This window comes from Candidatus Accumulibacter sp. ACC012 (genome assembly GCF_907163155.1).
GTDB classification, from domain to species: Bacteria; Pseudomonadota; Gammaproteobacteria; order Burkholderiales; family Rhodocyclaceae; genus Accumulibacter; species Accumulibacter delftensis.
Window position 1 is genome coordinate 25,088 of record NZ_CAJQUC010000022.1, and the last position, 18,945, is coordinate 44,032.

General features: G+C 64.7%; 20 protein-coding genes. 1 reads left to right on the forward strand and 19 read right to left on the reverse strand.

Features of this window, described 5'->3' with window-relative positions:
* Positions 1 to 33 precede the first annotated feature (33 nt).
* The 10 genes from mtgA to QZ648_RS20930 all read right to left on the reverse strand — a co-directional run bounded on the left by mtgA (position 34) and on the right by QZ648_RS20930 (position 9,209).
* Positions 34 to 729, reverse strand: coding sequence for a monofunctional biosynthetic peptidoglycan transglycosylase (mtgA, locus tag QZ648_RS20885; RefSeq protein ID WP_169064816.1), 696 nt, complete (start codon positions 727 to 729; stop codon positions 34 to 36).
* Positions 726 to 1,577, reverse strand: a complete 852-nt coding sequence (gene aroE, locus QZ648_RS20890) for a shikimate dehydrogenase (RefSeq protein ID WP_169064815.1) — start codon at positions 1,575 to 1,577, stop codon at positions 726 to 728. Before aroE ends, mtgA begins: the two co-directional genes overlap by 4 nt.
* A gap of 7 nt (positions 1,578 to 1,584) precedes the next feature.
* Positions 1,585 to 2,472 (reverse strand): TonB family protein, encoded by an 888-nt coding sequence (locus tag QZ648_RS20895; RefSeq protein ID WP_291998190.1) that lies wholly within the window; start codon positions 2,470 to 2,472, stop codon positions 1,585 to 1,587.
* A gap of 1 nt (position 2,473) precedes the next feature.
* On the reverse strand, positions 2,474 to 4,387 hold the full coding sequence (locus tag QZ648_RS20900) for an RNB domain-containing ribonuclease (RefSeq protein WP_169064813.1): 1,914 nt from the start codon (positions 4,385 to 4,387) through the stop codon (positions 2,474 to 2,476).
* A gap of 2 nt (positions 4,388 to 4,389) precedes the next feature.
* Positions 4,390 to 4,968, reverse strand: a complete 579-nt coding sequence (locus tag QZ648_RS20905) for a YqiA/YcfP family alpha/beta fold hydrolase (protein WP_169064812.1) — start codon at positions 4,966 to 4,968, stop codon at positions 4,390 to 4,392.
* Position 4,969: 1 nt separating this feature from the next.
* The gene (locus tag QZ648_RS20910; protein WP_169064811.1) at positions 4,970 to 5,794 is read right to left on the reverse strand and encodes an undecaprenyl-diphosphate phosphatase; all 825 of its coding nucleotides are present in this window, start codon (positions 5,792 to 5,794) and stop codon (positions 4,970 to 4,972) included.
* 34 nt (positions 5,795 to 5,828) lie between these two features.
* Entirely contained in the window at positions 5,829 to 6,098 is a 270-nt protein-coding gene (locus tag QZ648_RS20915; RefSeq protein ID WP_291998401.1) for a YkgJ family cysteine cluster protein, read from the reverse strand.
* Positions 6,095 to 6,961 carry an IclR family transcriptional regulator gene (locus tag QZ648_RS20920; protein WP_169064810.1) on the reverse strand — a complete coding sequence of 289 codons (867 nt, stop codon included), beginning with the start codon at positions 6,959 to 6,961 and terminating at the stop codon, positions 6,095 to 6,097. Before QZ648_RS20920 ends, QZ648_RS20915 begins: the two co-directional genes overlap by 4 nt.
* Before the next feature lie 56 nt (positions 6,962 to 7,017).
* On the reverse strand, positions 7,018 to 7,521 hold the full coding sequence (gene tpx, locus QZ648_RS20925; RefSeq protein WP_169064809.1) for a thiol peroxidase: 504 nt from the start codon (positions 7,519 to 7,521) through the stop codon (positions 7,018 to 7,020).
* A gap of 278 nt (positions 7,522 to 7,799) precedes the next feature.
* Complete coding sequence (locus tag QZ648_RS20930; protein WP_291998191.1) at positions 7,800 to 9,209, reverse strand: diguanylate cyclase; 1,410 nt, start codon at positions 9,207 to 9,209, stop codon at positions 7,800 to 7,802.
* A gap of 240 nt (positions 9,210 to 9,449) precedes the next feature.
* Between QZ648_RS20930 and QZ648_RS20935 the strand changes: the two genes are divergently transcribed.
* On the forward strand, positions 9,450 to 10,217 hold the full coding sequence (locus QZ648_RS20935) for a LysE family translocator (RefSeq protein WP_291998192.1): 768 nt from the start codon (positions 9,450 to 9,452) through the stop codon (positions 10,215 to 10,217).
* A 96-nt stretch (positions 10,218 to 10,313) separates the two neighbouring features.
* Here the strand turns inward: QZ648_RS20935 and QZ648_RS20940 are convergent, their stop codons facing one another.
* The 9 genes from QZ648_RS20940 to QZ648_RS20980 all read right to left on the reverse strand — a co-directional run bounded on the left by QZ648_RS20940 (position 10,314) and on the right by QZ648_RS20980 (position 18,929).
* Positions 10,314 to 11,177 carry a DUF547 domain-containing protein gene (locus QZ648_RS20940; protein ID WP_291998193.1) on the reverse strand — a complete coding sequence of 288 codons (864 nt, stop codon included), beginning with the start codon at positions 11,175 to 11,177 and terminating at the stop codon, positions 10,314 to 10,316.
* Positions 11,178 to 11,213: 36 nt separating this feature from the next.
* The gene (locus tag QZ648_RS20945) at positions 11,214 to 11,897 is read right to left on the reverse strand and encodes a TIGR04283 family arsenosugar biosynthesis glycosyltransferase (RefSeq protein WP_291998194.1); all 684 of its coding nucleotides are present in this window, start codon (positions 11,895 to 11,897) and stop codon (positions 11,214 to 11,216) included.
* A gap of 260 nt (positions 11,898 to 12,157) precedes the next feature.
* On the reverse strand, positions 12,158 to 12,847 hold the full coding sequence (locus tag QZ648_RS20950) for a lactate utilization protein C (RefSeq protein ID WP_169066608.1): 690 nt from the start codon (positions 12,845 to 12,847) through the stop codon (positions 12,158 to 12,160).
* A complete protein-coding gene (locus tag QZ648_RS20955) occupies positions 12,844 to 13,989 on the reverse strand; it encodes an ABC transporter ATP-binding protein (protein ID WP_169066609.1) in 1,146 nt (381 codons plus the stop codon). Before QZ648_RS20955 ends, QZ648_RS20950 begins: the two co-directional genes overlap by 4 nt.
* Positions 13,986 to 14,648, reverse strand: coding sequence for a molybdate ABC transporter permease subunit (gene modB, locus QZ648_RS20960; protein WP_169066633.1), 663 nt, complete (start codon positions 14,646 to 14,648; stop codon positions 13,986 to 13,988). Before modB ends, QZ648_RS20955 begins: the two co-directional genes overlap by 4 nt.
* 35 nt (positions 14,649 to 14,683) lie before the next feature.
* Positions 14,684 to 15,460, reverse strand: a complete 777-nt coding sequence (gene modA, locus QZ648_RS20965; protein WP_169066610.1) for a molybdate ABC transporter substrate-binding protein — start codon at positions 15,458 to 15,460, stop codon at positions 14,684 to 14,686.
* Between the two features lie 205 nt (positions 15,461 to 15,665).
* The gene (locus QZ648_RS20970; protein ID WP_169066611.1) at positions 15,666 to 16,622 is read right to left on the reverse strand and encodes a D-2-hydroxyacid dehydrogenase; all 957 of its coding nucleotides are present in this window, start codon (positions 16,620 to 16,622) and stop codon (positions 15,666 to 15,668) included.
* 8 nt (positions 16,623 to 16,630) lie between these two features.
* Complete coding sequence (locus QZ648_RS20975; protein ID WP_291998195.1) at positions 16,631 to 17,356, reverse strand: aldehyde dehydrogenase family protein; 726 nt, start codon at positions 17,354 to 17,356, stop codon at positions 16,631 to 16,633.
* A 106-nt stretch (positions 17,357 to 17,462) separates the two neighbouring features.
* Positions 17,463 to 18,929 carry a LutB/LldF family L-lactate oxidation iron-sulfur protein gene (locus QZ648_RS20980; RefSeq protein WP_291998196.1) on the reverse strand — a complete coding sequence of 489 codons (1,467 nt, stop codon included), beginning with the start codon at positions 18,927 to 18,929 and terminating at the stop codon, positions 17,463 to 17,465.
* Positions 18,930 to 18,945 lie beyond the last annotated feature (16 nt).

The following is an 18,945-nucleotide window of genomic DNA, read 5'->3' on the forward strand; positions in this document are numbered from 1 at the left end:
CCGGCTGCTTAAAGCGAAAGTCGCCTGCCCGACTCACGGAACAGCCGCCGAACGCATTCGCGCCAGGATGATCTCGCTCTTCGCAAGCAGCGCCGGAGCGTTGCGGTTGCGGTCGTAGAAACGCGGCCGCGGAACCATGGCCGCCAGGCGGGCCGCCTGCTCGGCCGACAACTGACTCGCCGAAATGCCGAAATAGTGGCGGGCGGCCGCTTCGGCGCCGAAAACGCCGCTGCCCCACTCGATGACGTTGAGGTACACCTCCAGGATCCGCTGCTTGCTCCAGACGGCTTCCAGCATCAGGGTGATGATTGCCTCTTCGGCTTTCCGCAAGGGGGTCTTGGCCGGGCTCAGGAAAAGATTCTTCGCCAACTGCTGAGAAATCGTCGAGCCACCGGCGACAACGCGGCCTTTCTTCTGGTTCGTCTCGATCGCGTTCTGGATGCCTTGCCAGTCGAAACCTTCGTGATCGAGGAATTTACCATCCTCGGCGGCGACGATGGCGCGCTTCAAATTGGCCGAGATCTGCCCATACGCGATCCAGCGTTGCTGCAACTGCGCCTGCGCATCCGCGACGCGCAATTCGGCGAGGCGAATCTCCATGAACCGCGTGCTCTCGGGATTGACCCAGTTCCACCACAGCACCCAGCCGAAAAGCCAGAACTGAAAGACCAGCAGCAGGCCGATGACCGCCAACAGCAGCCGCTTCAGCCAGACGCCGAGGCGAATCATCCGGCCGGCCCGGCCTCGCTCCTGGCACGTAGCGCGGCAATCACCGGCGTGCTGTCGGGGCGGAGGCCGCGCCAGAAATGGAAGGCTTCAGCCGCCTGCTCGACGAGCATGCCCAGACCGTCGGCCAGGCGCTCCACGCCCTGCGCTCTGGCAAAGGCGAGGAATGGCGTGTCGCCCTTCCCGTACATCATGTCGTAAGCCAGGCTGGCGGGTGCGAAAATGCCGGCCGCCGCGGGCAGCGGTGGTAGCGCACCGGCGAGACTGGCCGAGGTGGCGTTGATCACCAGGTCGAAGGACTGCCCAGCGAGTTCCGGATAGCCACCAGGGCACAGGAGGGAAGCACTAGCGCTAGCGGCGAAGCACTGCACCAGCTCCTGTGCTCGGGAAACGTTGCGATTGGCAATCACCAGCGTCGCCGGCCGCTGCTCGAGCAAGGGCGCGACAACGCCGCGCGCTGCGCCGCCGGCGCCAAGCAGCAGGACACGCCGGCCGGCGATCGGGCACGCCAGATTGACGAGGAGGTCGCGCAGCAGGCCGGCGCCGTCGGTGTTGTCGCCGACAATCTCGGCGCCGTCGAAACGCAAGCTGTTGACCGCCGCCGCAAGTTCGGCGCGCACGCTCAGGCGAGTCGCCAGACGAAAAGCCTCTTCCTTGAACGGCACGGTGACATTGGCGCCACGACCACCGGCGGCGATAAAAGTACGCACACTGGCGGCAAAACCGTCGATCGGCGCCAGCAGTGCCTCGTAGCGGAGGTCCTGGCGGCACTGCCTGGCAAAGGCCGTGTGGATCACCGGCGACTTGCTGTGGCTGATGGGATTGCCGAAAACGCAATATAGATCGCTCATCCTGGCCTTATTTCTTGCTTTCGAGACTGTCGCTCTGCGTGAAACGCAGGCTGCGGGTGAATACCAGAATGTCGGTATCCTCCCGGATAGCTGGTGGGAAATCGCCGTACGGGGCAGCCATGGTGACGATGCGACGGGCGGCGTCGTCGAGGATCTGGTGGCCTGACGAGCGATTGATCTCAATACGCAGGAGGCTACCGTCACTCTTGATGCTGACGGTCATCACCAGTTTGCCGTAGAGCTTACCCCTGGCCTCCTCGGGGTAGTTGAGGGTGCCGACGCGCTCGACCTTGCTCCGCCAGGCCTCGATATATTGTGCGAATCGGTATTCGCTGGCGCGGGTGCCGATGAACTTCTTGCGCGGGCGCTGATTGTACTCGTTGAGTTCCTTGTCGATCGCGCCCTCAAGGCGCGCCATGGCCAGCGCGCTGTGCGCCAGATCGCGGCCGCTGACGCTGGGCGGCGGCGTCGGTGCCAGCTGCTCTTCCTTGTCCGGCTTTGGCGCGACCAGCGTACGGCTACGCGCTTTTGCGGCCAGCCGCTGCTGGTGCGCTTCGAGTTCCTGGATGCGTCGTTGCGACTGTTCGAGGTCGTCGCCGTCCTGATGGCGCGGTGCCGGCGGCAAGGGCGTCGCCGCGCGGTGCTCCTGCTCGGTGTTGCCGCCCCCGTCGAGATTGGCTTGCGCCAACACCTGCGCATCGGCAGGTTTTCGCGGCGAACGGCTATTGACCAGGATGATATCGAGTGCCCGCTCCTGAAAAGCGCGCGAAGCGTCTGGAAAGCTGAAATGCACCGCCAGCAGCCCACCATGCAGGAGCAGGGAAACCGCCACGGCCAGCCACAGTCTGCTTGCCGCCAGCGGCGATTGATAGCGATCGCGGAGGGCAGCGTTCACCTCAATCGATCGCCTCCTGCAGCTCGTCGTCGGCAGCTGCGACAGCCGCCGGAGGCAGCGTCTCGACATAGCGGCAGCCGAGTTCGAGCGTCAGATAGTCGATCGACTCGACGTGCAGCATGATTTCCTGACCGGGCTTGAGCTCGGGTGCCGAGGGCACGCGCTGCAGCAGCGGCAGCTGATCGAAGCGCGCCAGGTTCTCGCGACCGATAATTGTCGCCTTGATCGTTTCGACTTCGTGCTGCCGCAACCAGCGCAGGCACCAGTAACGTTCCATGCTGCGCTGGAAGTCGGCGTAGGCAGCGTAGGTCATGTCAAAATCGCTCAGAGCGGCGAAAAGATCGTCCGAACGCGCGGCAAAAGGCGGTGTATCGCCATTCAGATAGGCCACCAGCTGCCACTGGTTGAGCAGGTCGATATAACGCCGCAGCGGCGAGGTCGACCACGCATACTGCTTGACGCCGAGACCTTCGTGCGCCTGCGGCGAGGTGCTCATGCGCACCTTGCCGCCAGGCGTCTGGATACGATAGATCGCGGTCACGCCCTTGCTGGATAGCAGGCCACCCCAGGTGCTGTTGGTGACGATCATCATTTCGGAGACCAGCTTGTCGAGCGGACTGCCGCGTCGGCGAGCGCTTATCTCCACCGCGCAGGCGTCAGCATCGCCGAGGTCGCCCTGAATGCGAAAGTTGTAGTCGAGAAAAGTCTGCGTTGCCGACGGCTTGCCACGGCGACCTTCGCAGGCATTGGCCAGCTGCCAGAGAGTCATCAGCTCGTCGCGAAAAGCGAACTCGGCAAGGCCGGCGGCAATGCTGGCTTCGTTGAACAGGGGTTCAAGGTCGTGATGGCGGAGATTGGCGACCACTGGGACGATCTCGATGCGCGACTCGCAAGCGGTGATTTCGAACTCGGGAGTCACCGTCAGGTACAGAGAAATGGCCGCACAGTCACGGCCAGCGCATAGCGTAAAGGCCTCAACCACCTTTTCCGGGAGCATGGTGATCTTGCTGCCCGGCAAATAGACCGTAGACAGTCGATCGCGCGCAATCGCGTCGAGCGGCGATCCCGGCGCCATGCCCAGCGTCGGCGCAGCGATGTGGATCCCGACCTGCCAGCCGAGTCCGGGCAGCACCTGCAGCGAGAAGGCATCGTCGATCTCGGTGGTTGCCGCGTCGTCGATCGAAAATGCACGCACGTCGGCGCGTGGCAGGTTGCTCGGCAAAAGGGGTGCGGCGCAGGCCGCAAAGCCCGTGCCCTGCGGGAAATACTCGAACAGGAAACGCTGCAGGTGATAGTCGTGAGCAGAGCGGATGGCGCCACACTTCTGCAGCAGATGCGGCGCCGAAAGGCCGCTTTCGCTGCACGCCGCTTCGAGCGCCTTGGTTTCACTGCGATTGCGGTCGGGCTTGTAGAGCAACTGGCTGAGAATCGGCGTGAACTCCGGCGGCAGCGTGAAGGCCTTCAGTTCGCCGACCATGCGCTCGATGCTCAGTACTTGCTGGCGCTTCTTTTCGAGACCCGCAAGAGCGGCCTGGAGAATATCGGCTGCTGCCTTGCGGAAGCGGCCCTTGCCTTTGCGATGGAAATAGACGGGCGCCGAATGCAGGGCCAGCAGCAAGGCCGACGCCTCGACCGCCGTCGCGACATGGCCGAAGTATTCGTTGGCAAAATCAGAAAAAGAAAACTCGCCGTCGCCCAGGCACTCCCAGAGAAACTCCTGTTCTATGCTGGCGGCGAGCGCCTCGGCCTGCTCGAGCAAGAGCGTCGGTACCGGCTCGCCGTAACGCAGCAGAACGTTGGCCGCCTTGATCTTGCTGCGCTTTCCGGAAGCCGTCTCGACCTGCAAGGAGCTGTCGTTGTCGACCAGAATAGTGGCCGTCCGGAAGGCGCCGTCTTCTTCATATAGAACATGCATCACTACGATTGTAACCCACAGAATTCAATGATTTGCGGTACGAAGTCAGGGAAACGGGTGAAGCTGTGATCGCCGCCTTCGACGACTATCTGTCGGCAGCCGGCAAAACGCTCGACGGCGTGCCGGTAGTCGAGCACCTCATCGCCGGTTTCGACCATCAGCAGGTAATGCGACGGGGTGATCAGCGGCGTGTCGAGCGCGCGCAGTTGCTCGACGTGCTCGGCGCCAAACTCGAAGCGACGGCCACTGGTGTAGTTGACGTGTGTTCCCAGCAGCCCCTCGAGCAGGCTTGGGGCCATTACCGCCGGATTGATCAAGACGGCGTTCAGATCCCGCCTTTCGGCCAGCCAGGCCGCGTAATAGCCGCCCAGAGAACTGCCGACCAGCGTCGTCGGCGCGTCGTCGCTGTCCAGCAAGGCCTCGACGGTGGCGATCGCAGCGCGCGGAACGTGCGACAGCACGGGGCAGGAAAAGCGGTCGGCGAGACCCGCTACGGCCAGAAACTCGGCCAGCAGGCGCGCCTTCCACGACGCTGGCGAGGAGCAGAAGCCGTGCAGATAGATGATGCGTGGGGCGGCCAACTCAGTGATCTCCCCAGGAAATGAAGTCGTACTGCCAAGTCACGAGAATCAGTATCCCGAAGGCGATGCGATACCAGGCGAAAATCGAAAAGTCGTGCGTGCTGATATAGCGAAGCAGCCCGCGCACGGCCCAGAAAGCCGAAATGAACGCCGCAACGAAGCCGACCACCCACATTCCGATATCGTCGACAGAGAGCAGCGCGCGCTCCTTGTAGAGCTGGTAGATGCTCGCGCCGATCAGCGTCGGCATGGCCAGAAAGAAGGAGAACTCGGTGGCGGCGCGGCGCGAAAGGCCGAACAGCAGGCCGCCAATGATCGTCGCCCCGGAGCGTGAAGTCCCCGGAATCAGCGCCAGCGCCTGTGCAAAACCGAGCTTGATCGCGTCGCCCAGGGACAGGTCGTCGATCGACTCGACGCGGATGCGATGCTCGCGGCGTTCGGCCCAGAGAATGATCAGGCCACCAACGATGAAGGCCGTCGCCACCACCGGCGCGTTGAACAGATAGGCCTTGATCGTCTTTCCGAACAAGAGCCCGATGATCGCCAGCGGCAGAAAGGCGACCAACACATTGAGCGCGAAACGCTGTGCGCCGGGATCACTGGGCAGACCGCGCAAGACCTGCATGATCTTGGCGCGGAACTCCCAGCAGACGGCGAGCATGGCGCCGGACTGGATGACGATCTCGAACAGCTTGCCGCGCTCGTCGTTGAAATCGAGCAAAGCGCCAGCAAGGATCAGGTGGCCGGTCGACGAGACCGGCAGAAATTCGGTCACCCCTTCGACGATGCCGAGAATCAGGGCTTTCAGCAGCAGCAGCAGGTCCACGTGGAGCTTTCGGCAAAAAGGCGCATTTTAGCACTCACGGCCGGGTTGCCCGCTCCAGCGCCGATAACCAGGCGATCGCCTGTTGCCGGTCGTCGCCGCACATTTCGTCGGAGGCCTGCAGGCCGGCGCAGAAGGCCGGTCGCTCGGGCCGCCCCCACAAGCGACAACGCAGGTCCGTGCTCAGATTGGCGCAGGGCTCGCCGGCCGGTTTTCCCTGCGCATGGCCGGGCATCGGCGTGGTGATCGAAGGTGCAATACAGCAGGCCCCACAGCCGGCACGGCAAGCACGAAGCACAGACGTCAGCGACTGACTTGCGGCGCAGCGCTGACAGAGGCTGTGGTTTGCTCGCCTGCCGCGCCGTCGCTGCTGCCATAACCAAGACGCCTGGAAAGCGTCGCCGCCGCTTCCCGTGTGCCCTGCGCGATCGAACTGTCCAGCGCGACGTCAAAGCTGCCGACGACGCCCAGAGCAGTAACCGCCGCCACCATCCGACCGGTGTGCCCGAAAACGGGCGCGCTGACGCCGTTGATCCCCGGCGTCATGCTGCCCGCCGCACGCGACATGCCGTCACGGCGAATGTCTTCGAGTTGCAAAGTCAGCGTCGACATCACCTCCGCCGAGGTCTTTCCCGCAGCCTCGGCGGTGGCCTGCACTTCGGCGTCGAGCATCTTTTTCAGATAAGGTGAACGGTAAAAAGCAGAGAAGGCCAGCCCGGTCGCCGAGGTCGTCAGCGGCAGCACGACGCCGGTGCGCAGGGTGACGGTCACCGCGCCGCCGGCTTCGACCCAGCGCACGCAGGTGGCGCCGTGATTACCCCACATGGCCAGGGCGACGGTGGCGCCGATCTGCTCGCAGAGGTCGTCGAGCACGGGCCCGGCCAGGCGCACCGGGTCCAGCCGCGCCAAGCTGGCCAGCCCCAGTTCCAGCGCAAACTCGCCAAGGTCGTAGCGCCCGGTATTGGCATCCTGCTCGACCAGCCCCATGCGCATGAAGCTCACCAGATAGCGACGGGCCTTTGCCGCCGGCATGCCGGCGTTGCGGGCGACGTCGCGCAGCATCATCGACCGCTGGCTGGCCGCCAGGGCACGCAGCAGACGCGTGCCGACTTCGATCGACTGAATGCCCTGGCGCTGCGGAATCGCTTCAGTGTCGTCGCGCGCAGGCATCTTTGCTGCTCAGCGGCGGGTGCGAGGCGGCAGATGGCAGATCAAGGGGGCACGGCTCAGGCAAGCGCCTGCAGCGCAGCTTCGTAATCAGGTTCGTCCTTGATTTCGGCAACCAGCTGGCTATGCAGCACCCGGTCGTCGCCGTCGAGCACGATCACTGCCCGCGCGGCGAGGCCGGCCAGCGGACCGTTGCTCAGAGAAACGCCATAGTCCTGGAGGAACTCGCGACCGCGCATGGTGGACAGCGTGAGCACCGACTCGAGGCCCTCGGCAGCGCAGAAGCGGCTCAGCGCAAACGGCAGATCGGCCGAGATACAAAGCACGACGGTGTTCGCCAGACTGCTCGCCTTGGCATTGAAGGTACGCACCGACGTTGCGCAGGTCGGCGTGTCCACGCTCGGGAAGATGTTCAGCACCTTCCTCTGACCGGCAAAAGCGCTTAGCGAAACGTCGGCAAGATCCTTGCCAACGAGCGTGAACGCAGCTGCCGTCTGACCCTTCTGCGGGAAATCACCGTTAACCTGAAAAGGGTTGCCACCGAGAGTTACTGTGCTCGTCATGTTGATTCCTTTGTTTTCTGGAGAAGGGATGGTGAAAGTTGGCAATCAATCGGCACCGCATGGGCGCCCGGCCTGACCGTTCTGGTCAGCGCTCTTTGGTCATTATTTCACGGTGGAAGTTCTCGAACCACCACCGCATCAACTTTGCTCGGCCTGCATCGCCTGCGATTGACACCCTCCTTGACCGCGAACCGGCGCAGGCCACCGACTCTGCCAGCGATGCCGCGAGCTGGCCATTCGCCACCAGTTCGCGTGCCAGGCAGTCTGCTGCCCTGCACTTACTGAACCTGCCTGGCATGCATGCGGTAGCCGTTGCGACCAGCCGTCTTGGCAAGATACATCGCCGCATCGGCGTCGCGCAGCAGGCCTCCGTGGTCGTCGCCGTCCTCCGGATAGAGCGCGATGCCAATGCTGCAACCGACCTGCACGCAATGCTCGTCAAGCTGGAACGGCTGCCTGACCGTCTCGATGATGCGCTGCATCACGCCTTCGACGGCCTCTCGAGATTCCGGCTCGGCCAACACGATGACGAACTCGTCGCCACCGATCCGGGCAACGGTGTCGGAAGCACGCACCATCGCCAGCAGGCGCTTGGCGAGCTCGACCAGTAGCGCATCACCAACCGCATGCCCCATGGCGTCATTGATCGGCTTGAAGTGATCGAGGTCCAGGAAAGCGAGTGCCAGCAGGCGTTTGTGTCGCGCCGCCTGCGACAGGGCGAGATTGATGCGCTCCTCGAGCACCATGCGGTTGGCGAGTCCCGTGAGCGGGTCTTGCCGAGCAAGAGCTTCCAACTGCACTTCGTAGTGTTTTTGCTTGCTGATGTCCTGCAGCGTCTCGACGGCGCCAATGGCGCGTCCATCGGCGCCGTGTAGTGGCGCCGCGGTGAAGTACAACCAGCGCCCGCCGCCCGGGAACTGCGGAAAATAGTCCCTGGCTTCCCAGGCACCGGCGATCAAGGGTGAAGGTCGCAGCTTGCCGGCGTAGAGCTCGCCCATTTGACCCTCCGTCGCATCAAGCACCAGGTCGGCCATGACCGGTCGCGGATGCGGATAGAACGGTCGCCACTGCTCGCGCGAGCCGATCATCTGCTCGGCCGGCGCCCCGAGAATCGCCTCGCAGGCGCGATTCCAGTGCGTGACGCGATGCTCGGCGTCAATGACGAAGGTTGGCACCGGCGAGCCCTGAACGATTTCAGACAACAGCAAGGCAGCATCGCTGGCCGCCCGCTCGGCTGCCCGCTGCGCGGTGACGTCGCGCAGCGTCTCCACGGCCCCGACGACAACGCCGCTCTCGTCGTGCAGGGCTGCGGCGCTGAAGACCAGCCACTTGCCGCCATCGGGCATCCGCGGGAAGAAGTCTTCGAGTTCCCAAGCGTCCTCGAGCGAAGCCGATGGACGATATTTTCCGGCGTAATAGCGTTCGAGATCCTCCAGCCGTGAGCCATTCAAAGCGAGATCTGCGATCACCGGTCGCGAGTCCTGGTAGAACGCGGACCACGCTCGCGTCGTCCCCAGCACGGAATCCTGAGAAACCCCGGTAAGCTTCTCGCACGCCCGATTCCAATGCACGACGCGGTGCTCGGCGTCAATCACGAACATCGGGATCGATATGGCTTCCACGACCTGCCTGGCCCAGGTCGACGAAAGCTGCTCTCGGGAACGATCGATACCTCCACCGTTGTTCATGCCGGGCCCTCCATTGGCAGACACTTGCCGTGAAAGTCGCGCCCGCGACTCACGAATCTCCCTTCTCCACGTGCGGGAGAAGGGTCGGTAAAAAGGGGAACGGTCACGATATTCATCATCAGGAGAGTCTCGACATGTCATCACCGTTTGGGTATATCAGACAGTATTCAAATGCTGCGCGATGCGGCTGGCAAGAAGAAATGAACCCGAAAGGAGCCTTTTTTTGCGCAAGGTAGCTGATTGCTGACAATTTGTCAGGTTTACCGCAGACGGATTGCCCACATCGCCTTGTATTTCATCCATCTCTTCGACAGCCAGGGAAGTGCGATGCCCGCGATCACCGAAATCAGCCAAATCCTGCTTGGCAACTCTGCCGCAACACTGCCTTTTTCCGCCTTCGTGCTGGCCAGTCTGGTGCTCGCGGCCACACCGGGGCCGGGAGTGATCTATATCGTGACGCGCACCCTGGCCCAGGGGCGGCGAGCCGGGCTGGTTTCGCTGGCCGGCGTCGCGCTCGGCAACCTGGCCAACGCCGTCGGCGCGTCGATCGGCCTGGCGGCGCTGTTTGCCGCCTCCGCACTGGCTTTTGCCGTCGTCAAGTACGCTGGCGCAGCCTATCTTGTCTATCTGGGCATCAAAGCGCTTGGCGAAGGCGCTGCACGGCAGACGGACAAGGCGACTTTCGGCGCCGCCGAACTCACGCCGATATTTCGCGAGGGCTTTGTCGTCGCGCTGCTCAACCCCAAGACGGCGCTATTCTTCGCCGCCTTCCTGCCGCAGTTCGTCGACCCAATGACGTCGGCACTATTGCAGAGCGTGCTTCTGGGATTGCTGTTCGTCTTCATCGCCGTCGTCACCGACTGCCTGTACGTGCTCACCGCGAGTGCGGTGGAGCCAGCGTTGCTGCGCCACGGCCGGCTGCGCGGCGTCGGCCACTACCTGAGCGCCGGGGTCCTGATCGGCCTCGGCGTCCTCGCCGCCGTCACGGGAACGCGCAGCAGCAAATAGCCTCAGGCGTAGCGTCTTGTGCGGCGGCGTGCGAGGAGTGCGAGTAGAGCGCGGGCGACAGTCCCGCGCAGCACCGCGCCTGGCGCGCGCGGCCGCTCAACGCGGCACGCTGTTCAGCGCCCAGTCGTACTCGATGAAGTCGATTCCCACCAGATTCTGACGCAGCATCGCCTGTTCGGCCGGCGTAGTCGCCAGCAGATTGGCATAACTGCCCAGGAACTGTCTGAGCGAGCCCACGCCACGGTAGCCAGCCGAGAAATCCTCGCCGTACCAGTCAAAAATCTGCGAGACGACCAAAGTCGCCGTCTTCGGGTCGTAGCGATTGCGCGTGCGATCAGCGAGGAAACGCCGCGTCTGCTGCTCCAGCTGGGCATCCAGGCGCTCGCCGACGAAAGCCTCTTCGCGCAACATCGGGCAGCCGACCGAGGCGCAATTCACCGCAAAATGGATGCGCGGATCGTCATGAGCGCCCGGCTTGCGAATCACCTCGTGTTCGATCCAGTCCAGATGGCGGCGCTCGCCGAAAAGCGTGAAGAACTTCTGCTTCCACGGACTATTGAAAACGATGTTGCCGAGATCGCGAATCGAATTCAGATCCGGATATTTGCCGAGAATCAGCTCGACAGTGAAAGCGTTGTAGGCGTTGATCAGAAATGCAAGTTGCTGCGACTTGGACCAGGAATCGAACTCCGCCCGCGGCACCGCCGAGAGACTGTCGAGATAGGCCTGCAATGCCGTCCGCTCCTGCGCCAGCCCGCCATAGTCCAGCTGCGACGCCTTGCCCCCATCGATGAGCACGACATGCCGTTTGAGCAGCACCGTCCACGCCGCGTGACTATGGTCGAAAGCCGCACTGGCCGCTAGCGGCAGGCACAGGAGCGCGAGCGCGAAAATCCCGCTGGTCCATTTCGTCCATTTCGTCCAATGCGTCGATTTCGTCCAATTCGTCCAGCTCTTCATGCCATCTCCCGGATCCGGCCGCTACTCGCCACACGGTCAGCGAATTTCATTGAAAAACGACCGCCCGACGAGCGGCAGGCGCAGGCGATGGCAAGCGAGCAGCACGCCAACCCGCAGCAGGCTGGTCCACACGCCCATCTGTTCGAACTTGCGCGAATCGGTAATCGCCTCTTCGCTGAGCAGAATCGGCGTGGTGGCGCGGCGCAGGACTTCGCCGAAGGCTACATCCTCCATCACCTCGCACACCGGAAAACCGCCGAGCCGCTCGAACAGCATCCGCCGCACGAACACCGCCTGGTCGCCGAAAGCAATCTTCGTCAGCCGGCTGCGCGTGTTGTCGAGACGCGATATCAGCCGCAAGCGCCAGTCGTCCCCGGAAAAGCGATGCCTGAAAGCACCGGCCAGGACGCCATCGGGCAGCGCCGCGATACGCTCCAGCGCCCCCGCCGGCAAGAGCGTGTCGGCATGCAGGAACAGTAACCACTCGCCACCAGCAGCCGCAGCGCCAGCGTTCATCTGACGCGCCCGGCCTTTTGCCGACTGCAGCAGCTGCACGCCGGCAGTCGCCGCGGCAATGCTGGCCGTCGCATCGCTGCTGCCACTGTCCACGACCAGCACTTCCGCCGGCCGCTGCGGCAACACATTGGCTAGCGTCGCGCCAATGCGGGCTTCTTCGTTAAACGTCGGGATGATCACGGAGATCGTGTTGGAGCCTGGCATTCTGTTATCCGGCATGGAGGCGACAGGAGCTTGGTCGTCCAGGCGCGCCGATCCTTACGTTGCCGTCAACTCCACCGCCCCTACCCTAGCGCATCGCTAACGGTCATGACAGTCGAGATACCCCGGATGCTGAAAGTCATGACCGTCCCCCTCTTCTCCCGGCCCTTCTCCCGCGAGGGGAGAAGGGAGTTTCGTGAGTCGCGTGCGCGACTTTCACATTAACAGGGAATAGTCAGCTCTCTGCTCTCGAGCTTGAGCAGTCAAGCTTTCACACCCGCACCCACAATCACCAGATGCACCCGATACGGACCATGCGCGCCGAGGACGATGGTCTGCTCGATGTCGCCGGTTCGCGAAGGGCCGGAAACGAAGTTCACGGCGCGCGGCAGTTCACCGCACTCACCACGTTCACCACTCTCGTGGCGGAGCAGCGCGAAGCCTTCCTCCATGCCGGCGACGATACGTGCTGCGTCCACGATGGCGATGTGCGTTTCGGGCAGCAGGCTGGTCGTCGCAGCAGTGCGTGACCCGGAGAGCAGCATCAACGTGCCGGTCTCGGCGAGGGCGCAGAAGGTGCCGGTGATGCCGACCAGATCGTCGTCGCGCGCGGCGCGGGCTTCGACACTGAGGCCGGCGCCGGCCCAGTCGAGGTCGGCGTACTCCTGCCAACAGACGGCAGCGGTCGGCAAGCCGCCGGCCGCCAGGTAGCGGGCGATCGCTGCCGGCGCTGCAGCAAGGCTGGCGACCTGCTCGATGCTTGACGACATCGCCAGCGAGCGCTTGCAGAAGCGGTCGACCAGGTCACCCGTCAGCTGCGGACGAGGGCCTGCGGGCGGCGCGGCGATCTCCGCGATGACGCTCGCCCGGCGTTCCTCGGCGGACGCCGGATGGTGCTGTAGCGCGGCGCGAACGCGCGCCAGGATGTCGGCTCGCGATGAGTGCTGGTTCATTTGCGGAGCTCTCCGGTGGGGTCGGCATTGATACCGCCGTGGGTGCCGATCGCCGCATCGGCGGGAGTCAGACAGATGGCGGCCTTCTGCAACTGCAGCGCGATACGAGCGCCGGGAACGATACCGCGCCGCTGTGCGACCGCGGAGCCAATGGCGAAGGACAGCGCCGCGTCGCGGCGGTCGGCGATGTGCGCGGTCACCGTCGCATGTCCGCGCCAGGCGAGTCGCTCGCTGACGGTCGCGGCGAAGGTGTTCTCGCGACCGGCCTGGTGGTCGCGTACGAGAATCACACCGGCTTCGGGAAGCACCCAGCAGACGCGGTCGCCGACGGCGAAGCCGGCGTGATGGCTGGCTTGCAGCGGTTGCCCCAGCCAGTCGATCTGCGTCGTATCGGTGGCCGCCGACTGCGCGCTCACCGTAGCGCCGAAGAGGTTCGGCTGATCGGTCAGGCGCGCGACCAACGCACTCCCTGGTCGTGCCAGCAGTTCGTCTGGGGCGGCGGTCTGCAGCGTGTGGCCGTGATGCAGGACGGTCATGCTGTCGGCGAGCAGTGCTGCTTCCTCGAGATCGTGAGTAACCAGAATGATCGGGATGGCCAGCGAGCGCCGCAATTCGATCAGCTGCCGCAGCAGTTTGCGGCGCGTCACTTGATCAAGGGCCGAGAAGGGTTCGTCGAGCAGCAGCACCTGCGGTTCGCGCGCCAGCGCGCGGGCGATCGCCACGCGTTGTTGCTGACCGCCGGAGAGCTCGGCGGGGCGGCGCGCTTCCAGCCCTTCGAGCTTGCTGCGCGCCAGCCAGTGGCGCGCTTGCGCGGCGCGCTCGCGCGTCGGCAGGTGCTGCAGTGCGACCATCACGTTGGCCAGCGCGCTGAGGTGCGGAAACAGCGCGTAATGCTGGAAAACGAAGCCGACACGCCGCTGCTGCGGCGAGACATCGACGCCGCGGCTGGCGTCGAACCAGGTTTCGTCGCCGCAGCGCACGCTGCCGCCTGACGGCCGGTGCAGGCCGGCGAGGCAGCGCAGAATGGTCGATTTGCCGCTGCCCGAAGGGCCAACCAGCGCCAGCAACTCGCCACTGTCGCAGGCGATGTCGGCGGCCAGCGGTATCGGCGCACTCTGTTCGAGGCGCGCGACGAGCTTCACCGGCGCAGCACCGAACGACCGAGGCGACTGACCAGCAGCACGGCAACGAAGGACAAGGCCAACAACAGCGCCGACATGCCGGCCGCCGCCGAATCGTTGAACGCCTGCGCCTGATCGTAGATGGCGATGGCGATGGTCTTGGTCTCGCCAGGCAGGCTGCCGCCGACCATCAGCACGACGCCGAACTCACCGAGTGTGTGCGCGAAAGTCAGCGCCAGCGCGGCGGCGATTCCCGGCCAGGCCAACGGCACTTCGATGCGCAGAAAGGTCTGCCAGCGCGACAGCCCGGAGACCCACGCGGCTTCGCGCACTTCGCGCGGGATGGCGGCGAAGGAACGCTGCATCGGCTGTACGGCAAAGGGCAGGTTGAAGATCAGCGAAGCGGCAAGCAGTCCGTCGAAACTGAACACCAGCGCCCGCCCGGTGAGCGCGTGGTAGGCCTGGCCAAGAGGCGAAGCGCCGCCGAAACCGAGCAGCAGGTAGTAGCCGAGCACCGTCGGTGGCAACACCAGCGGCAACAGGATCGCCGCTTCGAGCGCCGCCTGGTGGCGAAACTGCGACCAGGCCAGCAGGCGCGCCAGCCAGATCGCCAAGGGCAGCAGCAAGATTGCCGTGGCAGTCGCCAGTTGCAGGGACAGCGAGAGCGCTTGCCAATCAATCACGGCGAACGCCGCGGTCACGGTGCTCACCGCGCTCACCGCTCCCTGCTTGCCGGCAGCGAAAATCCGTTGCGTTCGAAGATGGCGCGCGCCGTCGGTTTTTGCAGATAGTCGTAGAAACGGCTGGCGTCTTCGCCGGCGTGACGGGTCAGCGCCATACGCTGACGCAAGGGCGGGTGCCAGTTCTCGGGAATCAGCGCCGCGACGCCGTGCCGGGCGAGCTCGGGCGCCTTGACCAGCGACCAGGCAACGATGCCGCCCTGCGCCGAACCGCTGAGTGCAAACTGCGCCGCCTGCGCGACGTTCTCGCCGAGCACCAGCTTCCCTTGCAGCACTGCCCAGAGGCCGGCGCGTTCGAGGACGGCACGCGCGGCACGCCCGTACGGCGCGTGCTGCGGGTTGGCGATCGCCAGATGCTGTAGGCGACCATCGCTGATCGCCGCCGCCAGATCGCGCAATTCGCTGTCGACCTTCAGCGACGAGCCATGCGGCGCCAGCAGTGCGAGACGGCCAATTGCGTAGAGCTGGCCCTGGTCGCGCAACAGACCCTGCTCGGCGAGGCGGATGATGTACTCCTCGTCAGCCGAGAGGAAGAGTTCGAAAGGTGCTCCCTGCGGGATTTGGCGGGCGAAGTTACCCGAGGAACCAAAGGAGAGGGCCACCTTGTTGCCCGTTTCTTGCTCGTAACGGGCCGCGATCTGGCCGAGCGCGAACTGCAGATCGGAGGCGGCAGCGACTTTGGTCGGCTGGGCGTTGGCAACATGGGCAACGCTGGCGACGAGGCTCAGCAGGAGGAAAAGCAGGAAGCGCATGTTGTTGTGATTGGTGGGGGAAGGCGTGCCTGCCGCTGACGAACGTGGCAAATAGCAGCGACTGCGCACGCGTATGACGGTCGTCGAACAGCGAGGGTCGCGAGCCGCAGCCCGCGGCTCCCCTCTCCCCAAGCCCTCCCCCATGAGGGGGGAGGGGCGAGGGGTGGCGCTGGCAATGGAAGCGCCGGCAGTTGTGTGGCGCTGTTCATGTCAACACGTGTTGTGGCTCGCCGCGAGCGAAGGCTTCGAGGTTGCTGATCAACTGCTCGGCGAGGGCCTGCATCGCTGGCTGGCTGGCCCAGGCGATGTGCGGGGTGAGCATGAAGTTGGGCAGCGCCAGCAGCTCGGGAGCGAGCAGGGGGTTGCCGTTGCGCGGTGGCTCGACGCTGAGGACGTCGAAACCGGCGCCGGCGATCCAGCCTTCCTGCAGCGCCCGGGCCAGGGCGCTTTCGTCGACCAGGCCACCGCGCGCGGTATTGATCAGCAGGGCGGAAGGCTTCATCGAACGTAGTTCGCTTTCGCCGATCAGCTTGCTCGTTTCGGCGCTCAGCGGGCAGTGCAGTGAAACCGCATCGGCTTGGCGCAGCGCTTCGGCGAACAAGGTATAGCCCGGACGAACGCTGAGCGCATCCTTGCGTTCGCTGCGCAGCACGCGCATGCCGAAGGCGGCGGCCAGGCGGGCGACGCCGCTGCCGAGGTTGCCGCTGCCGATCAGCGCCAGCGTCGCGCCATGCAGATCGCGGATCGGGTAATCGAAAAAGCAGAACTGCTCGGCACGCTGCCAGCTTCCGTCGGCAACCGCCTGCCGATAGGCGAAGATGTTGCGCGACAGCGCCAGCAGCATCGCCAGCACGTGCTCGGGAACGGTATGCGCAGCGTAGCCACGGATGTTCGAGACGACGATGCCGCGCACGCGGCAGGCCTCGAGGTCGATGTTGTTGGCGCCGGTCGCGGCGACCGCGACCATCTGCAAGGCGGGCAGCGCGGCGATCAGTTCGGCGTCGATCCGCAGTTTGTTGACGATGGCTATCGTCGCTCCGGCGAGCCGCTCCTTGACCTCGCCCTGCAGGGTTTTCGCATGTTCGGCCCAATGGTGCGGAAAATCCGGCCGGCGGACTTCGGCGATGATCGAGTCGCGCTCGAGATAGACGATTCGGTGCATGGCTCCGCTCAATCCACGCAAGGCTTGTCGTAGCGGAAGGCAATTTCGGCAACCTTGGCGCCCAGCGCCGGATCGCCGGCGAAGCACAGCCGGCTGACCTCGCTGAGCCCACAAAGCCCTTCGATAGCCGCCAGGTCGCCGTGCAGAACGTTGAAAACACCGCCAGGGAAAGCGCTGCGAGCGCTCAGTTCGGCCAGTGCGAAAGCGGCTGATGGCGCTTTCGGGCTCGGCTTGACGACGACCGTCGCACCGGCCAGCAGTGCCGGAACGGCATGCCGCAACGGGCCGAGGAGTGGCGCACTGTCGTCGCTGACGATGGCCACGACAGCATTGGCAGCCGTGCCGGTGCTTCCTGTGTCGCTTGCGGCGGCGGGGGCGACGCCGCGCAGCAGGCTCAGCGCGTCGCCGACTTCGGCTGCCGCGAGCGCAGCGTCCTTGCCGCTTTCCTCGCTGATCAGCGCCGCAAAATGCTCGCCGTACCCAGCCAGTGCATCGGCCAGCGCCAGCAGCAGCGCGGCACGCTCGGCGACGCTTCGGGCGGCCCAATCAGGCAGCGCCGCCTGCGCCGACGTGGCGGCAGCAAGCGCTTCGGACGCGCCACACAGGGGTGTGCGCCGCTTGATCTCGCCGCTGGCTGCGTCGCGGACGTCGAAAAAAGCCGGCGCCATGGTCAGATAGGCGCGCCCATTGATCCACAGCGGTATGGCCAGGACCTGATCGGTTTCGGACATCATTCGGAAATTTTGCTCCTTGCTTACTTAATGTAAGAGTCGCGCAAGCGACTCACGAATTGAGGAAATGCTCGCCAGCGGACCAAAGAGGACAAAGCGCCGGCATGCTTCACTTGCCGCGCCGCTGCTGGCGATACAGTTCGTGAAACGTCCTGCCCTGCGGTGCCGGCAGGTCGCGAGCAGCGCTCCAGCTCGGCGCGATAGGCAGCACTTCGATGTGCTCGCGGCCAGCGGCGAGCCAGTTCAGATAGCGGACGGCGATGCGGGCGCTCAGCGCATAAAGCGCCGGGCGCGCCGCCAGCCAGGCCCAAAGTCGCAGGCCGAGGCGTTCGCTGCGCGGGCGCAGGCCGGCGCGCGTCTGCCGCTGGCGCAGCTGGCGCAACAGTCCCGGCAGAGGAATCCGGACAGGGCAGACGACGCTGCACTGCTGGCAAAGTGTCGAGGCCTGCGGCAGGTCGAGCGCTTTGTCAATGCCGCCGAAGAGCGGCGTCAGGACCGAACCCATCGGCCCCGGGTAGACCCAGCCGTAGGCGTGCCCGCCAACCGTCTGATAGACCGGGCAATGATTCAGGCAGGCGCCGCAACGAATGCAACTCAGCATCGACTGGAACTCGGTGCCGAGCAGGCCGACGCGACCGTTGTCGACCAGGATGAAGACCATCGTCTCGGGACCATCGCCATCATTGGCATCCTCACCGGCAGGACTGCTGCGCTTGTTGCCGGTGAGCAGCGAGACGTAGTTGGAGATCACCTGGCCGGTGGCCGAGCGCGGCAAGAGGCGCATCAGGGTCGCGAAATCGTCCAGTGTCGGGACGATTTTTTCGATACCGGTGATCACCACATGCACTTTTGGCAGCGTCGTCACCATCCGCCCGTTGCCTTCGTTGGTCACCAGCGCGGCACTGCCGGTCTCGGCGATCAGGAAGTTGGCGCCGGAAATGCCCATCTCGGCGCTGACGAAATGCTCACGCAGCACTTCGCGCGCTTCCCGGGTCAGTGCCGGAATGTCGGTCTTGCGCGGCGTGCCGTGCGTCCTGGCAAAGAGGTCGGCGACTTGGTCCACGTTCTTGTGCATCACCGGCGCGATGATGTGCGACGGCGGTTCGTTGCCGGCAATCTGCAGGATGTATTCGCCGAGGTCGGTTTCGACCGGCTGGATACCGGCAGCTTCGAGTGCCTGGTTGAGGTCAGCCTCTTCGGAAAGCATCGACTTCGACTTGATCACCTTGCGCACGCCGTGCTGCCGCGCGATGTCGAGCACCAAATCACAGATTTCCTGGCCGTCGCGCGCCCAGAGAACGGTCGCGCCGCGTGCCGTGGCCTTCTCTTCAAAGACTTCGAGCCAGGCGTCAAGCTTGCCGACGACGCGTTGGCGGATCGCTTCGCCAGCGTCGCGCAAGGCTTCGAAAGCCGCGTCGCCCTGACCTTCGCTGGCCCGCTCCTGGTCATAATCGCGCACCGCTTGCGCACGCGTGTCGACGAATTTGCCTTTGGCCTTGCGCAGATTGGCCTGCAGGCGAACGTCGGCGAGCATCGTGCCGACGCGCGCCTTGAAGAACATTGACTGTTGCCGCATCAGCCAGGGTCTCTGT

Bases quoted from the DNA above. Each gene is read 5' to 3' on its own strand.
- mtgA (WP_169064816.1), bottom strand. From the start codon at position 729: ATGATTCGCCTCGGCGTCTGGCTGAAGCGGCTGCTGTTGGCGGTCATC.
- aroE (WP_169064815.1), bottom strand. From the start codon at position 1,577: ATGAGCGATCTATATTGCGTTTTCGGCAATCCCATCAGCCACAGCAAG.
- QZ648_RS20900 (WP_169064813.1), bottom strand. From the start codon at position 4,387: ATGCATGTTCTATATGAAGAAGACGGCGCCTTCCGGACGGCCACTATT.
- QZ648_RS20920 (WP_169064810.1), bottom strand. From the start codon at position 6,961: ATGCCTGCGCGCGACGACACTGAAGCGATTCCGCAGCGCCAGGGCATT.
- tpx (WP_169064809.1), bottom strand. From the start codon at position 7,521: ATGACGAGCACAGTAACTCTCGGTGGCAACCCTTTTCAGGTTAACGGT.
- QZ648_RS20930 (WP_291998191.1), bottom strand. From the start codon at position 9,209: ATGAACAACGGTGGAGGTATCGATCGTTCCCGAGAGCAGCTTTCGTCG.
- QZ648_RS20940 (WP_291998193.1), bottom strand. From the start codon at position 11,177: ATGAAGAGCTGGACGAATTGGACGAAATCGACGCATTGGACGAAATGG.
- QZ648_RS20945 (WP_291998194.1), bottom strand. From the start codon at position 11,897: ATGCCAGGCTCCAACACGATCTCCGTGATCATCCCGACGTTTAACGAA.
- QZ648_RS20950 (WP_169066608.1), bottom strand. From the start codon at position 12,847: ATGAACCAGCACTCATCGCGAGCCGACATCCTGGCGCGCGTTCGCGCC.
- modA (WP_169066610.1), bottom strand. From the start codon at position 15,460: ATGCGCTTCCTGCTTTTCCTCCTGCTGAGCCTCGTCGCCAGCGTTGCC.
- QZ648_RS20970 (WP_169066611.1), bottom strand. From the start codon at position 16,622: ATGCACCGAATCGTCTATCTCGAGCGCGACTCGATCATCGCCGAAGTC.
- QZ648_RS20975 (WP_291998195.1), bottom strand. From the start codon at position 17,356: ATGATGTCCGAAACCGATCAGGTCCTGGCCATACCGCTGTGGATCAAT.
- QZ648_RS20980 (WP_291998196.1), bottom strand. From the start codon at position 18,929: ATGCGGCAACAGTCAATGTTCTTCAAGGCGCGCGTCGGCACGATGCTC.